The sequence below is a fragment of the Streptomyces sp. NBC_01618 genome (assembly GCF_045209435.1).
Lineage (GTDB): Bacteria > Actinomycetota > Actinomycetes > Streptomycetales > Streptomycetaceae > Streptomyces.
Window position 1 is genome coordinate 1,219,599 of sequence record NZ_CP109297.1, and the last position, 14,141, is coordinate 1,233,739.

General features: G+C 70.4%; 11 protein-coding genes and 2 pseudogenes. 4 read left to right on the forward strand and 9 right to left on the reverse strand.

What is annotated here, in order from left to right; all coding sequences use genetic code 11:
- Nucleotides 1–23: 23 nt before the first annotated feature.
- From OH735_RS05775 to OH735_RS05785, 3 genes and pseudogenes are all read left to right on the forward strand, one after another.
- Nucleotides 24–170 (forward strand): annotated as a pseudogene (locus OH735_RS05775) (nitrate reductase); the annotation flags it as partial.
- A gap of 83 nt (nucleotides 171–253) precedes the next feature.
- Complete coding sequence (locus tag OH735_RS05780) at nucleotides 254–988, forward strand: DUF5995 family protein (protein WP_406380022.1); 735 nt, start codon at nucleotides 254–256, stop codon at nucleotides 986–988.
- A gap of 14 nt (nucleotides 989–1,002) precedes the next feature.
- A pseudogene (locus tag OH735_RS05785) lies at nucleotides 1,003–1,272 on the forward strand (fumarylacetoacetate hydrolase family protein); the annotation flags it as partial.
- A gap of 49 nt (nucleotides 1,273–1,321) precedes the next feature.
- Here OH735_RS05785 and OH735_RS05790 read toward each other — a convergent pair.
- From OH735_RS05790 to OH735_RS05810, 5 genes are all read right to left on the reverse strand, one after another.
- Nucleotides 1,322–3,028: a flavin monoamine oxidase family protein gene (locus OH735_RS05790; protein WP_406380024.1), complete on the reverse strand. Its 1,707-nt coding sequence runs from the start codon at nucleotides 3,026–3,028 to the stop codon at nucleotides 1,322–1,324.
- A gap of 47 nt (nucleotides 3,029–3,075) precedes the next feature.
- Nucleotides 3,076–3,873 carry a carbon-nitrogen hydrolase family protein gene (locus tag OH735_RS05795; protein WP_406380026.1) on the reverse strand — a complete coding sequence of 266 codons (798 nt, stop codon included), beginning with the start codon at nucleotides 3,871–3,873 and terminating at the stop codon, nucleotides 3,076–3,078.
- A 253-nt stretch (nucleotides 3,874–4,126) separates the two neighbouring features.
- Entirely contained in the window at nucleotides 4,127–4,582 is a 456-nt protein-coding gene (locus tag OH735_RS05800; protein WP_406380028.1) for an Lrp/AsnC family transcriptional regulator, read from the reverse strand.
- Between the two features lie 312 nt (nucleotides 4,583–4,894).
- Nucleotides 4,895–6,352: an aldehyde dehydrogenase family protein gene (locus OH735_RS05805; RefSeq protein WP_406380029.1), complete on the reverse strand. Its 1,458-nt coding sequence runs from the start codon at nucleotides 6,350–6,352 to the stop codon at nucleotides 4,895–4,897.
- 197 nt (nucleotides 6,353–6,549) lie between these two features.
- A complete protein-coding gene (locus tag OH735_RS05810; protein WP_406380031.1) occupies nucleotides 6,550–8,016 on the reverse strand; it encodes a GuaB1 family IMP dehydrogenase-related protein in 1,467 nt (488 codons plus the stop codon).
- Nucleotides 8,017–8,323: 307 nt separating this feature from the next.
- Here OH735_RS05810 and OH735_RS05815 point away from each other — a divergent pair, with 307 nt between their 5' ends.
- A complete protein-coding gene (locus OH735_RS05815; RefSeq protein ID WP_406380033.1) occupies nucleotides 8,324–9,346 on the forward strand; it encodes a terpene cyclase in 1,023 nt (340 codons plus the stop codon).
- Nucleotides 9,347–9,518: 172 nt separating this feature from the next.
- On the opposite strand, the gene OH735_RS05820 is transcribed toward OH735_RS05815, so the two are convergent.
- From OH735_RS05820 to fmt, 4 genes are all read right to left on the reverse strand, one after another.
- Nucleotides 9,519–10,535, reverse strand: a complete 1,017-nt coding sequence (locus OH735_RS05820) for a sugar-binding transcriptional regulator (RefSeq protein ID WP_406386428.1) — start codon at nucleotides 10,533–10,535, stop codon at nucleotides 9,519–9,521.
- A gap of 164 nt (nucleotides 10,536–10,699) precedes the next feature.
- Nucleotides 10,700–11,383 (reverse strand): ribulose-phosphate 3-epimerase, encoded by a 684-nt coding sequence (gene rpe, locus OH735_RS05825; protein ID WP_406380035.1) that lies wholly within the window; start codon nucleotides 11,381–11,383, stop codon nucleotides 10,700–10,702.
- Nucleotides 11,384–11,515: 132 nt separating this feature from the next.
- Entirely contained in the window at nucleotides 11,516–12,949 is a 1,434-nt protein-coding gene (locus OH735_RS05830) for an RsmB/NOP family class I SAM-dependent RNA methyltransferase (RefSeq protein ID WP_406380037.1), read from the reverse strand.
- A 72-nt stretch (nucleotides 12,950–13,021) separates the two neighbouring features.
- A complete protein-coding gene (gene fmt / locus OH735_RS05835; protein ID WP_406380039.1) occupies nucleotides 13,022–13,954 on the reverse strand; it encodes a methionyl-tRNA formyltransferase in 933 nt (310 codons plus the stop codon).
- Nucleotides 13,955–14,141 lie beyond the last annotated feature (187 nt).

The following is a 14,141-nucleotide window of genomic DNA, read 5'->3' on the forward strand; positions in this document are numbered from 1 at the left end:
GATCCTTCAGCGACCCCTCCACCGCGGTGCGGCGGTTCGGCGCCCGGATCATCCACGCGGCGATACCGCCGGTGGTCACCGGCGGTATCGCCATTCCGATCGGCTTCAGCCTGGCCCCGGTGACCGCGTCGACGTGCCGGCCGCAGGACCAGTGGACAGCGCTGGTGGTGCGGGTGGCGTGGCCGTTCCCCCATTCCGATGAACCCTCGGCCGGTCGGTGCCGTGGCGGGTCCCCGGCTGGGACGCTGCCACCATGGCGCAGTTCGAGCAGGTGCAGAAGTTTTCGCGGGGGGACGGGCCGTCCGTCGCCCCGGTACCCGACATCGCCCCGGTGATCGAGCGGATGCGTGTACTACGCACCGCCTGGCCGCCGGTGGGCGGGGTCGAGGACGGGGTGGAGGTCTTCAACCGGGTCTATCTGACGGTCACCGAGACCATCGGCCGGCAGATCGACGACGGTGCCTTCCCCGACCGGCGGGCCGCCACCGCGCTGGATGTGCGGTTCGCGGAGCGTTACCTGTCGGCGGTCGACGCTGCGGCGGCGGGGCGACGGCCACCCGACTGCTGGCGGCCGCTGTTCCAGTACCGGCGCCATCCCGGAGTACGGCCACTGCAGTTCGCGCTGGCCGGCATCAACGCGCATATCGCCCACGATCTGCCGCTGGCCGTCGTGGACACCTGCCGAACCCTGGACTGCGCCCCGCCGGACCTGGAGGACGAGTTCGACAGGGTGGGAGATCTCCTCGTGACGCTGGAGGAGCGGATCCGTGAGGATCTGATGCCGGGCCCCGATCTGCTGGAGCTCGCGGACCCGCTCACCCATCTGCTCGGCTCGTGGAGCCTGGAACGGGCCCGCGAGGCAGCCTGGTCGGCGGCCCTGGTGCTGTGGCGGTTGCGCGATGTGCCGCTGCTCGCCGAGGAGTTCAGGAAGCGGATGGACGCGGGGGCGGGTCTGGTGGGGCGCTGTCTGCTCACTCCCTGCCGCTGACAGCGCCCCGGCCGGGCGGTGACCCGCAGCAGCTGCGGCTGCGCAGCTACGTCAACGGGGAGCCGCGGCAGGACTCCAGCACCGCGGACATGATCTCCAGCGTGGCGCATCTGGTGCACCATCTGTCGCAGTACCTGGTGCTGGAGCCCGGCGACGTCATCAACACCGGTACCCCGCAGGGTGTGGCGCTGTCCGGCCGCTTCCCCTACCTGGGTCCGGACGACGTGATGGAGGTCGAGATCTCGGGCCTGGGCCGGCAGCGCAGCGTCTGCCGACCCGCGTAGCACCGAACCGGCCTCAGGGCCTGTCCGACCCTGATCCGCCGGACAGGCCTCAGTCCTCCGGGAGTTCGACCGGGGCGATGTCGTCGAAGACGTCGCCGGGGCCGGGATTCGTCGCATCGGTCGCGCCGCCGAACTGGGTCATCACGCCCCAGACGGCGTTGAGCGCGGTCTGTACGGCGCCCTCGGCCCATCCGGCCGTCCAGGAGATGTCGTCGCCCGCGAGGAACAGCCCCCGCCGGTCGGCGGGCAGCCGGTCCTGCATGAAGTGGGTGAACAACCGCCGCTGGTAGCGGTAGTGGCCCGGCAGGTTGGCCTTGAACGCTCCCATGAAATAGGGCTCGTTCTCCCACGAGACCGTCACCGGGTTGCCGATGATGTGCTTCTTGATGTCGACGCCCGGATAGATCTCGCCGAGCGACTTGAGCATGACGTCCATGCGCTCGTTCGGGGAGAGCGGCAGCCACTTCAGGCTGTCGTCGCACCAGGTGTACGAGAGGCAGATGACGGCGGGCCGGTCGGGGCCGTCGTCCAGGAGGTACGTCCCCCGGGTCATCCGGTCGGTGAGCGTCATCGACATGACGTCCCGCCCGGTCGGCACCCCCCTGCCGTCGACGGCTTCGTCCAGCCAGAACGGCCGGTCGACGGGAACGAACAGCTTGGACGACTCCATGTAGTGGGTGCGCTCCATCGCCGTCCAGTGGTCGATCGGGAAGAGCGCGTCGTCGCAGTCGATCTTCGAGAGCAGCAGCCAGGACTGCCCGGTGAAGATCGCGGCCGGGTAAGTGCGGATGTCGCCGGTGGCATCGGTGACGGTGATCCGGTTTCCGGCGGTACGGTGCAGCCGGGTCACGGCTGGGCGCGGTTCGCCCCCGTGCAGCGAGGACAGCGACGTGCCGAGCGGCCAGTGGACGATCTTCTGCGGTTCGCGGTCCCAGAGCCGCAGCGGGAGCTGCTGGCTGCCGCCGACGATGGAGCGGTGGTGGTCGTCCGCCTCGGTGTAAACGACGCGCAGGATTTCCAGGATGGAGTTGGGGAAGTCGGTGTCCCAGCCGCCGGTGCCGAAGCCGACCTGGCCGAAGATCTCCCGGTGGCGGAACGACTTGAACGCGTCGGAGTCGCAGAGGAATCCGTAGAAGGTCTGGTTGTCGAGCTTATGGACGAGCTCCGCCCAGATCTCCCGGATGCGCGGCACATCGCGTTCGCGCATCGCCCGGTTCATGTCGGAGAAGTCCGCGCCCTCCTCCAGACACCGGTTCCAGGCGTCCATCACCTCGCGGTAGACCTGCGGCAGATCGTCGACGGTCCGCGCGTAGTGCGAGGTGCCCTTGAGGTCGACGACGGTCGACGGGGTGGCCGGGGAGAGCGGGTTGGGGAACGGCTTCGTCTCCAGGCCCACCAGGTCGATGTAGTGCTGGAGTGCGGTGGAGGACGGCGGGAACCGCATCGCGCCCATCTCGGCGGTGAGTTCGGGGCCACAGCCGTCGAATCCGACGGTACGCAGCCGGCCACCGATCTCGTCCGCTTCGTAGACGACGGGCCTGAGCCCCATCTTCATCAGCTCGTACGCGGCGACGATGCCGGAGAGCCCGCCCCCGATGACGGCGATCTCGCTGCCGTGCTCGGTCGCCGGTATCTGCCCGATGCCCGCGGGGTGCGCCAGGAAGTCGTCGTACGCGTAGGGGAAGTCCGGCCCGAACATGGTGATCGGCTCGGTGGCGTCGGTGTGCTGGACGGCGTTGGGCACCGTGGACGTCATGGGGTACGGACTCCTTGCACAAAAAAGACGGAACGGGGGTGACGGGTTCAGACGAGGGAGCCGTACAGGCCGGGGCGGCGGTCGCGCAGATACGGGTTGGCGGCGCGCGACGCGCTCAGGAGCTCGGGGTCGACCTCACCGATGACGAGCTCCTCACCACGTCCGGCGCGGGTGCGGACGGCTCCGTCCGGACCGGCCAGGCAGCTCAGCCCGACGAACTCGAAATCACCTTCCGGGCCGGTCCTGTTTACGTACGCCACGTACAGCTGGCTCTCGAAGGCGCGCACCGGCACGACGGACTCGGCGACGAACTGGAAGGGGTGCATCACCGCGGTGGGCACCAGCAGCAGACCGGTGCCCGCGAGGGCGTGCGCGCGGACGTTCTCCGGAAACTCGACGTCGTAGCAGATCACGATCCCGATGCGGACACCGTCGAGTTCGGCCTGGACGACGGGCTGCTCGCCCGGGGTGAACCACTCCTGCTCGAAGCAGCCGAAGAGGTGGGTCTTGCGGTAGTTCGCGAGCGCGCCGCCGTCCGGCCCGATGAGCTGTGCGGCGTTGAAGATCTCCTCGCCCGCGCGCTCCGGGTAGCCGTAGAGGACCGCGAGCCCGTGCCGTACGGCGATCTCGGCGACGGCCCGGGCGGAAGGACCGTCGGCCGGCTCGGCCAGCCGGGGAACATCGGCCCCGATCGCGTATCCGGTCAGGAACAGCTCGGGGCAGACCAGCAGCCGGGCCCCGGCGTCCGCCGCCCGGCGGGCCGCGGAGTTGAGCACCTTGAGGTTCTCGTCCACGTGCCCGGGTCGTCCGGAGCTCTGGAGCAGGGCGGTGCGCAACGGCGGCATGGCTGACCTCGGGCGGTGCGGGCGGGGCGGGGACGTATAGACCGTACGGTCGAGCACGCGGGCCCGGCAAGGCACGACCGTTGCGCACACACCATCGATCCATTGCGCGCCGACGGCCAGTGGCGGCGATTCGTTGCGCGCAACGTCTTCGCAGGTCAAGCAGGTGACACAGGTCTCTGCCCGCCCGGCGGATCAAGGCCGTCCGGCGATTGCGGACGGAGCGGCCACCGGCCGCCGGCCGCCGCGCGGCGCCCTACTCCGGCGCCCCCGACGAGTACCGCCTGAGCAGCGGCGAAAGCACCAGCACGGACTTCGTCCGCTCCACATACGGCTCGCCCGCGATCCGTTCGAGGACCTGCTCGAAGTGGCGCATGTCCGCGGCGAAGACCTGCACGATCGCGTCGGCCTCCCCCGTCACCGTGGAGGCGGAGGCGATCTCCGGATACCGGGCGAGCCCCTGCTTGATCGCCTCCGGCGACGTGTTCCGGCTGCAGTAGATCTCGATGAACCCCTCGGTCTCCCACCCCAGCGCCGCCGGGTCCACCCGCACCGTGAAGCCGGTGATCGCGCCCTCGGCGCGCAGCCGGTCCACCCGGCGCTTCACGGCGGGCGCGGACAGGCCGATGCTCGCGCCGATGTCCGCGTAGGAGCGCCGGGCGTCTTCGGCGAGGGCGTGGACGATGCGTTCGTCGAGGTCGTTCAGGCGCACTTCGGGCGGTTCACTTCTCTGCGATGGCCGGTGTCGGGGGCGGCAGGAGCCGCCCCCGAAGTAGACCATGGCGCCGCCCCGCCCAGGGTCTTTCGTTTGGATCAGGCCGGATCAGGAAGCGGGGTCCGGTGCCGTGCATCGCAAGGCGGAGGAAGGAGGCAGATGGGGTCTCCCCTGCTCGAGCGCAGCCGAGAGCTTGGGGAAGGAGCCCTGGCGACTGACGACAACGCGGCGAGGCGCGGTGCCGGGGCACGCGAGCCCGGCATGATCCAAACGAGAGGCCCTAGCACGCTCACCGCATCCGGTGACCGGTCAGAACGGGAACTGCGAGCGGCCGTGCTGCACCGAGATCCACTTCTGCGTGGTGAAGGCATCGACCATCGAATCGCCGTTCAGCCGGCCGAGGCCGGAGCTCTTCTCGCCGCCGAACGGGACGATCGGCTCGTCGTGGACCGTGCCGTCGTTGATGTGGATCATGCCGGTGTGGACGCGCTGCCCGATCCGTACACCGCGCTCGATGTCGCCGGTGTGCACGGCGCCGCTCAGGCCGTACGGGGTGTCGTTGGCGATCCGTACCGCCTCGTCGTCACCGTCGAACGGCACGAGGAGTGCGACCGGCCCGAAGATCTCCTGGGAGAGGACGGGGGAATCGGCGGCCAGCCCGGTCAGCACGGACGGGCTCACCAGGTTGCCGTCGGCCCGGCCGTGCAGCAGGGCGGTCGCACCAGCCTCGACGGTCTGGTCGACGAGCGAGGAAATGGCCTCGGCCTGCGAGGAGTTGATCAGCGGGCCGATCACGGTCTGCGGGTCGGCCGGGTCACCGACCCGCAGCGACGCGACCTTGGCGACGAACTTCTCGGTGAACTCCTTCTCCACCGCCCGGTCGACCAGGATCCGGTTCGCGGCCATGCAGACCTGGCCCTGGTGCACGTACCGGCTGAAGACGGCCGCGTCCACGGCGTAGTCCAGATCGGCGTCGTCGAGGACGATGAGCGCGCTGTTGCCGCCGAGTTCGAGCACGGCGCGCTTGAGGTTCGCCGCGCACACCGTGGCGACGTGCCGTCCCACCTTGTCCGAACCGGTGAAGGAGATGACCTGCGGAACGGGGTGCTCCAGCAGTGCGTCACCGATCTCGGCGATGTCGGTGACCACGACGTTCAGGAGGCCGGCCGGCAGCCCCGCCTCCTCGAACACCTTCGCCACCAGCGTGCCGCCGCAGACCGGGGTGTTCTGGTGCGGCTTGAGCACCACCGCGTTGCCGAGCGCCAGGGCGGGGGCGACGGACTTCAGCGACAGCAGGAATGGGAAGTTGAACGGGCTGATGACGCCCACGACCCCGACGGGCACCCGGTAGACGCGGTTCTCCTTGCCGTCGGTCGGCGAGGGCAGAATCTGTCCGGTGGGCCGCAACGCGAGCTGGATCGACTCGCGCAGGAACTCCTTGGCGAGATGCAGTTCGAAGGCCGCCTTCAGCCTGGTGCCGCCCAGCTCCGCGACGATCGCGTCACTGATCTCGGGCTCACGCTCCTCGACGATGCGCAGCGCCCGCTCCAGCACCACCCGCCGGGCGTACGGGTTGGTGTCGCCCCACGCCCGCTGCGCGGCCTCGGCGGACCGGTACGCCTGGTCCACCTCGTCGGCCGTGGCGACCGTGATCGAGGCGAGCTTCTCCCCGTTGTACGGATTGAAGTCGATGATTTCCCAGGACCCCTTGCCCGGCCTCCACTCGCCGTCGATGTACTGATGGGCCAGATCGGTGAAGAAGGACATGAGATCCCTTACCACAGAGGAACGGGCAGCTGATTGGTCTTCATGTTACTTACATTCCAACGAGATTGAGGTGGATCAGGGCGGGATCCGGGGGCCGGAATCGGACATCTGTGCAAACCGCGAGGACACCTGGAAACACCGTTGCCCCCCATGGCTCGAACGGCCGTGAGGGGCAACGGTGTTGCGGGACTGCAGGATCAACTCCAGCTGGCGTGAAGCGGCTTGCCCTCGGCGTAACCGGCGGCGCTCTGCACCCCGACGACCGTCTTCTCGGCGAACTCCTCCAGGGAGGCCGCACCGGCGTAGGTACAGGAGGAGCGGACGCCCGCGATGATCGAGTCGATCAGGTCCTCGACGCCCGGCCGGGCCGGGTCGAGGAACATCCTGGAGGTGGAGATGCCCTCCTCGAAGAGCGCCTTGCGGGCCCGGTCGTACGCCGACTCGTCCGACGTACGGTTCTTCACGGCGCGGGCGGACGCCATACCGAAGGACTCCTTGTAGAAGCGGCCGTCGGCGGACTGCTGGAGGTCGCCGGGCGACTCGTACGTACCGGCGAACCAGGAGCCGATCATCACGTTGGACGCACCAGCGGCGAGCGCCATCGCGACATCACGCGGGTGGCGGACACCGCCGTCGGCCCAGACGTGCTTGCCGTACTTCTTCGCCTCGGCGGCGCACTCCAGGACGGCGGAGAACTGCGGCCGACCCACGCCCGTCATCATCCGGGTGGTGCACATGGCGCCCGGCCCGACACCGACCTTGATGATGTCCGCGCCGGCCTCGACGAGGTCGCGCACGCCCTCGGCGGCGACGACGTTGCCCGCGACGACGGGCACCTGCGGGTCGAGCCCGCGCACAGCCCGGACCGCGTTGATCATGGACTCCTGGTGGCCGTGGGCGGTGTCCACGACGAGCGTGTCGATGCCCGCGTCGAGGAGCTGCTTGGCCTTGCCCGCGACATCGCCGTTGATCCCGACGGCGGCGGCGATCCGCAGCTTGCCGCCGGCGTCGGTGGCGGGGGTGTACAGGGTGGCGCGCAGTGCGGCCTTCCGGGTGAGGATGCCGACGAGCCGGCCGTCCGCGTCGACCGCGGGGGCGAGCTTGCGGTGGGCGCCGTCGAGCTTGTTGAACGCGTCGCGCGGGTCGATGTCCGCGTCGAGCAGCACCAGGTCCCTGGACATGACCTCGGAGAGCTGGGTGAAGCGGTCGACACCGGTCAGGTCGTGATCGGTGACGACACCGACGGGCCGCTGCTCCGCGTCTACGACGACGCCGGCGCCGTGCGCGCGCTTGGGCAGCAGGGACAGGGCGTCGGCGACCGTCTGGCCGGGGGCCAGCACGATCGGCGTGTCGAGCACCAGATGGCGCGTTTTCACCCAGGAGACGACGTCGGCGACCACCTCGATCGGGATGTCCTGCGGGATGACGACGAGCCCGCCGCGGCGGGCGACCGTTTCGGCCATCCGGCGGCCCGCGATGGCCGTCATGTTCGCCACGACGAGGGGGATGGTGGTGCCGGTGCCGTCGGGTGAGGACAGATCGACACCCTGGCGGGATCCGACCGCCGAACGGCCCGGGACCATGAAGACATCGTCGTACGTGAGGTCGTACGGGACCGAGGGGGAGTCTGTGTAGCGACCGGTGCCGGGCTCAAGGAAACGCATAACACTCATTTTTTCACACGAAACGGAGCAGGTCGCTTCCACGAAGACACAGCAAATGGCCCCCGCGTTCGTGCGTTCCTCCAAAGGAACCGGGCGGGAGTCCCGGGCAAGTGGAACCTGCCTTACCGACGGACCATACCCGAGTCACGCCCGAATCATTCGCGATCATCTTCCCTGGGCCTGGTGACAAGGGGTCAGGCAGCTTCACAACCCGCAGGTCCCGTGGGTCGCCACGTCGCCCCGGAGGAACATGCAGAAGGTCACAACTTCCGTCAGCCATACGACCGGAGAGGATCACGACCCACCCGTGGAGAGCCAACTTCCGTACATCTACTGCCCGTTCCCCCAGCGGACGAATCCGCACGCCGGGGACACCAGAGTCCATCTCGACGACTGGATCCGCAACACCGGTCGGGTGCACCGGGATTCAGCCAGGGAACGCTTCGAGCAGGCGGACTTCGGGGCATTCGTCGGCATGGTGTACCCGACCGCCGACGGCAAGAATCTCGACCTCGTCGCCGACTGGTTCGTGTGGCTGTTTCTCGTCGACGACCAGCTCGACGACGGCCATCTCGGCCGCAGCCCGGAGCGGGTGCGGGACGTGGTCGCGGTGATGCGCTCCGTGATCGAGGGTAACGGTACGGGCGGCGTACCGGACGAGGAGCTCCCCGCCGCCGTGGTCGCCCTGGTCGATCTGTGGGATCGGACGACGCCGACCGCGGCCCCACACTGGCGCGCCCGGTTCGGCCGGCACGTGATCACGTATCTCACGACGGCCACCACCTGGGAGGCCGGGAACCGGGAGGCGGGTGTGGTGCCGGCCGAGGAGACGTATATTGCCAAGCGCCGTCACACCGGCGCGATACATGTCTGCATGGACCTGATAGAGATCGTGGCCGGGATCGAGGCACCCGAGTCGATCCACAACGACTCCCGGTTCATCACCGCGCTGGAAGCCTCGTGCAACGTCGTGTGCTGGGCCAACGACGCGTATTCCTACGAGAAGGAGCAGGTGCTCGGCGAAATCCACAATCTCGTCCACCTGATCCGCCACCACCGCGGTTACGGCAAGCAGAAGGCGCTGGAACACGTCTGCGCGGAGATCGCCACGGAGACGGAGCGGTTCCTCGCCGCCGAGGTCGAGCTGCTGGCCGCGTACCCGCAGCTGTCCTGGATGCTCACGCCGTACCTGGACGGGATGCGGAGCTGGATGCGCGGCAACCTGGACTGGTCCCGGCAGACCCCCCGCTACAACCCGGCCGATGTGAGCCAGTACGAGGAGCCGGAGCAGTACCTGGAGGCCACGGTCCTGGGCATGGCCAAGAACTGAACCGCCGGACCGGACAACGCCCGGGCAGCACATCCGCTGTCCGGGCTGTTCACTCGCCGCCACCCGCACGGCTCGGCCGCGTCCGGGCCCGTGCGAGCCCGTCCGGTGTCCGAGGACAAAACGGCCAGGGCGGCCCCGGTATCAATCACCGCCGTCCGCCGCCCGAACCCGCTCAGACCCCGTCCGGATCCGCCCGCTCCAGCGCCGGCCGCCGCGGCGCCGCCGACTCGGTCAGCAGGTAGTCCGCCGCCGCCGTGTCCGTCACCAGGCTGGTGACCAGACCGGACCGCAGCACCGCCCCGATCGCCGCGGCCTTGCGCTGGCCGCCCGCGATCGCGACCACCTCGGGGATCCGGCGCAGCCGGTCCGCCTCGACGGTGATGCACCGCTCCCCCAGGTCCCGGCCGACCCGGCGTCCCTCCGTGTCGAAGAGGTGCGCGGACATCTCCGCGGCAACGCCGAGCGAGGCATAGTGCGCGCGCTCCTCGTCCGTCAGCATGTCGTGGACGGTGGAGATGCCCGGCTCCCAGGCGCCGATGGACACCGCGGCGACCGTCACCTTGTCGAAGTACTCGAAGGCACGGGCGATTCCGGTCTGGTGGCGCAGTGCGGCGGCCGTGGCCGGGTCGGGCAGCAGCATCGGGGCGTAAATGGGGTGGGCCTCGCCGCCGGCCACCTGGGCGGCCCGGCGGACCGCCTCGACCGAGCCGCGCTCGGCCGTCCCCGCGTCGTACACCCCGGTGAGCTGCACGACCGTGCACGGCGGCAGCCGGTCGAGGGCCGCCGCCATGTGGATCGTGGAGCGGCCCCAGGCCAGGCCGAGCACATCGCCCTCGTTCACCAGTTCGCCGAGGAGATCGGCCGCGACCTCGCCCAGGTTCTCCGGGTCGGGTGCGTCGTCCTGCTCCTCCGCGGGGGATTCGACGACGACCGCGTGACGCAGCCCGTAGCGGGCCCGCAGCGCGTCGGAGCGCTCGGCGTCCAGCTCGGCGGGGACCCGGATCTCGATCCTCACGAGGTCGCGTTCCAGTGCCGTCTCCAGGACCCGGGCCACCTTGAAGCGGCTGACGCCGAACTCCTCGGCGATCTGGATCTTCGACTTTCCTTCGAGGTAGAAGCGGCGGGCCATGGCCGCCGCCTGCACCAGCTCCGCGGGCCCCATCCGCAGGGCGGACCGGCCCGCCGACATTGCAGACACCGCGCTCTCCTCACTGCTGTTCACACTCTCGATACGCCGTTCATCCTGTCAGATCCGGCGATCCTTGATCGGTCCCGTCGGACCACGTTCATCTGCCCTTGGCCGGGCCGACCCGCAATCGGGGGCCGGAGCGGCTACCGGCTCCGCTTCCGGATTCAGTGGCCGCATGCCCAGGCCGCCGACGCCGTGACCGCGTCGGCCCTGGCCCGCAGTGTGCGCACCGCTTCGGCCGGGTCCTCGGCCCCGTACACCGCCGAACCCGCGACGAACACGTCCGCCCCGGCCTCGGCGCACCGCTCGATGGTGGACTCGGAGACGCCGCCGTCGACCTGGAGCCAGAGTTCGAGGCCGTGCTTGGAGATCAACTCACGGGTGCGGCGGATCTTCGGCAGCATGATGTCCAGGAACGCCTGGCCGCCGAAGCCCGGCTCCACCGTCATGATCAGCAGCATGTCGAGCTCGGGGAGCAGGTCCTCGTACGGCTCGATGGGCGTCGCGGGCCTGAGCGCCATGGAGGCGCGGGCGCCCTTGGCCCGGATCTCCCGCGCCAGCCGTACGGGGGCTGCCGCCGCCTCGACGTGGAAGGTGACGGAACCGGCGCCCGCCTCGACGTACTGCGGCGCCCAGCGGTCCGCGTCCTCGATCATCAGATGGCAGTCGAGCGGGGTGTCCGTGGCCCGGCTGAGCGATTCCACGATCGGCACGCCGAGGGTCAGATTGGGCACGAAGTGGTTGTCCATCACGTCGACGTGGAGCCAGTCGGCACCTTCGACCGCCTTCGCCTCCTCGGCGAGACGGGCGAAATCGGCGGACAGGATGCTGGGGTTGATCTGGGCCATGTGCCAAGCCTGCCATGCTCGGCGCCACTTCCCCGCCCCGGTGCGGGCCAAAGCCTCACGGGATCATTACAGTTCGCTCGATCCGGACCGCCCACTCCGTGCGATCCGGGCTTTCCGCCCGCGTCGGACCCGTCAGGCGGTGCGCCGCAGCAGTGCCAGGTACATCGCGTCCGTGCCGTGCAGATGCGGCCACAGCTGGACGTCGGGGCCGTCGCCGAGCGCGGGCACGCCGGGCATCAGCGGGCGGGCGTCGACCCACTCCGCCTCGACCGGCTCTCCGCCTCGGCCCTTGAGCACGTCCTCGACGACGACCCGGGTCTCCGCGAGATGCGGCGAGCAGGTCGCGTAGCCGACGATGCCGCCGACCCGTACCGCCTTCAACGCCTCGCGCAGCAGCCCGCGTTGCAGCGGTGCGAAGCTCTCCAGGTCCTTGGGGCGGCGCCGCCAGCGGGCCTCCGGGCGGCGGCGCAGGGCGCCGAGTCCCGAGCAGGGCACGTCCATCAGGATCCGGTCGAAGGTGCCGGGCCGCCACGGCGGGCGGGTGCCGTCGGCGGTGATCACCTGGTACGGGCCGGGGTTGCCGGCCAGCGCGCGCTCGACGAGGCGGGCCCGGTGCGGCTGCTTCTCGGCGGCGAGCAGGGCGGCGCCGCGTTCGGCGGCGAGGGCGGCGAGCAGGGCGGCCTTTCCGCCGGGCCCGGCACAGCCGTCGAGCCAGCGGGTGTCGCTGCCCTCCACCGGCGCGTTGGCGAGGGCGGCGGCCACCAGCTGGCTCCCCTCGTCCTGGACTCCGGCGCGGCCCTCCTGCACGGCCGCGAGGGCGCCGGGCTCGCCGCCCTCGCCCATCCGTACGGCATGGGGCGACCAGCGGCCGGGCAGGCCGTTCCCCTCGCCGAGGGCGGTGAGCAGCTCTTCGGTGGTGGCGCGGCCGGGGCGGGCGACCAGCGTGACCTCGGGCCGTTCGTTGTCCGCTTCGAGGAGGTCCTCGATCCCGGCGCGACCGCCGCCCAGCGCGTCCCAGAGGGCGGACACGATCCACCGCGGATGCGAGTGCACGACCGCGAGGTGGTCCTCGGCGTCCTCGTCGTACGGCGGGGCGACGCGCGCCACCCAGCCGTCGAGATCGTCCGCGGCGACCTTCCGCAGGACGGCGTTGACGAACTTGGCACGCCCCTCGCCGAGCACCACCCGGGCCAGCTCCACGCTGGCGGAGACCGCGGCGTGGGTGGGGATACGGGTGCCGAGCAACTGATGCACGCCCATGTCGAGCACGTCGAGGACCGGCGGGTCGACCTCGCGCAGCGGCCGGTCGATGCAGGCGGCAACGATCGCGTCGTACGTCCCCTGGCGGCGCAGCGTCCCGTAGACCAACTCGGTCGCCAGCGCCGCGTCCCGGCTGTCGAAGTCGCCCTTGGCCCGGGCCTTCTTCAGCAGCGGGGGAAGGACGAGGTTGGCGTACGCGTCACGTTCGTCGACGGCCCTGAGCGCTTCGAAGGCGAGGAACCGGACAGGGTCCTTCTTGGGCCGGCGATGCGGCTTGGCGGGACGGCGACTCTGCTGGTCGTTCACGTGAAAGGTGCTCCGCTGATGGTGAGAGGACGAACCCTCCCAGCCTACGTCGCCGCCCCGGTCCGGATCTCCCTAGCTGCCCAGCAGCTCGCCGTGGACGATGCGCACCCCGCGCGCCCAGTCCGCGGCCCGCATCGGCTTCTTGCCCTGCGGCTGGACCCAGAGCAGCTCGACGGCGTGCGATCCGGTGCCGACGTACACGTTGTTCTTGGCCGCCGACAGTTCGCCGGGGGCCAGGTCGGCGCGGTCCAGTACGGGCGTCGCCTGGATCAGCTTCAGCCGTTCCCCGCGGAACAACGTCCACGCCCCCGGAGCGGGTGTGCAGCCGCGCACCACGCGGTCGACCCGCAGGGCAGGGGCGGACCACTGCACCTCGGCGTCCTCGACGGTGATCTTCGGCGCGAGGGTGACGCCGTCGGCGGACTGCGGCACGGCGTGCAGCGTGCCGTCCTCGATGCCGTCCATGGTCGCGACGAGCAGCCCCGCACCGGCGAACGCCAGCCGGGTGAGCAGGTCGCCGCTGGTGTCGGTGGGCCGCACTTCTTCGGTGAGGACGCCGTACACCGGGCCGGAGTCGAGCCCCTCCTCGATCAGGAAGGTCGACGCACCGGTCACCTCGTCCCCGGCCATGATCGCGTGCTGTACGGGGGCGGCGCCGCGCCAGGCGGGCAGCAGCGAGAAGTGGAGATTGACCCAGCCGCGGGCGGGTACGTCGAGCGTGGTCCTGGGCAGCAGGGCCCCGTAGGCGACGACGGGACAGCAGTCCGGGGCGATCTCCCGCAGCCGCGCCAGGAAGTCCTCGTCGCGCGGGCGGGCGGGCTTGAGCACCTCGATCCCGGCCTCCTCGGCCCGCTCGGCGACGGGGCTGGCGACCAGCCGGCGGCCTCGCCCGGCGGGGGCGTCGGGCCGGGTGACGACGGCGGCCACCTCGTGCCGGCCGGAGGCGATCAATGCGTCCAGGGCGGGTACGGCTACCTCGGGGGTGCCTGCGAAGACGAGCTTCATGGGTGGCTGACTGCCTCTCAGGCCGAAACGTACGGTGACGAGCAACGCACAATTCTATGGGCCAGGCGGTCGGGGGGCGTACGCATCACTGTGCGCCCCTTGGATATGCGCACGCGCCCCTCCAGCGTGACCAGATCCACGGCTGATGCGTTGGTCAAGAGAGATTGACCGAAGCGAGCCGCCACGG

What these genes read in the sequence shown, in the direction of transcription:
- OH735_RS05790 (WP_406380024.1), bottom strand. Translation starts at nt 3,028, where the DNA reads ATGACGTCCACGGTGCCCAACGCCGTCCAGCACACCGACGCCACCGAG.
- OH735_RS05810 (WP_406380031.1), bottom strand. Translation starts at nt 8,016, where the DNA reads ATGCGTTTCCTTGAGCCCGGCACCGGTCGCTACACAGACTCCCCCTCG.
- OH735_RS05805 (WP_406380029.1), bottom strand. Translation starts at nt 6,352, where the DNA reads ATGTCCTTCTTCACCGATCTGGCCCATCAGTACATCGACGGCGAGTGG.
- rpe (WP_406380035.1), bottom strand. Translation starts at nt 11,383, where the DNA reads ATGGCCCAGATCAACCCCAGCATCCTGTCCGCCGATTTCGCCCGTCTC.
- OH735_RS05795 (WP_406380026.1), bottom strand. Translation starts at nt 3,873, where the DNA reads ATGCCGCCGTTGCGCACCGCCCTGCTCCAGAGCTCCGGACGACCCGGG.
- OH735_RS05780 (WP_406380022.1), top strand. Translation starts at nt 254, where the DNA reads ATGGCGCAGTTCGAGCAGGTGCAGAAGTTTTCGCGGGGGGACGGGCCG.
- fmt (WP_406380039.1), bottom strand. Translation starts at nt 13,954, where the DNA reads ATGAAGCTCGTCTTCGCAGGCACCCCCGAGGTAGCCGTACCCGCCCTG.
- OH735_RS05820 (WP_406386428.1), bottom strand. Translation starts at nt 10,535, where the DNA reads ATGTCGGCGGGCCGGTCCGCCCTGCGGATGGGGCCCGCGGAGCTGGTG.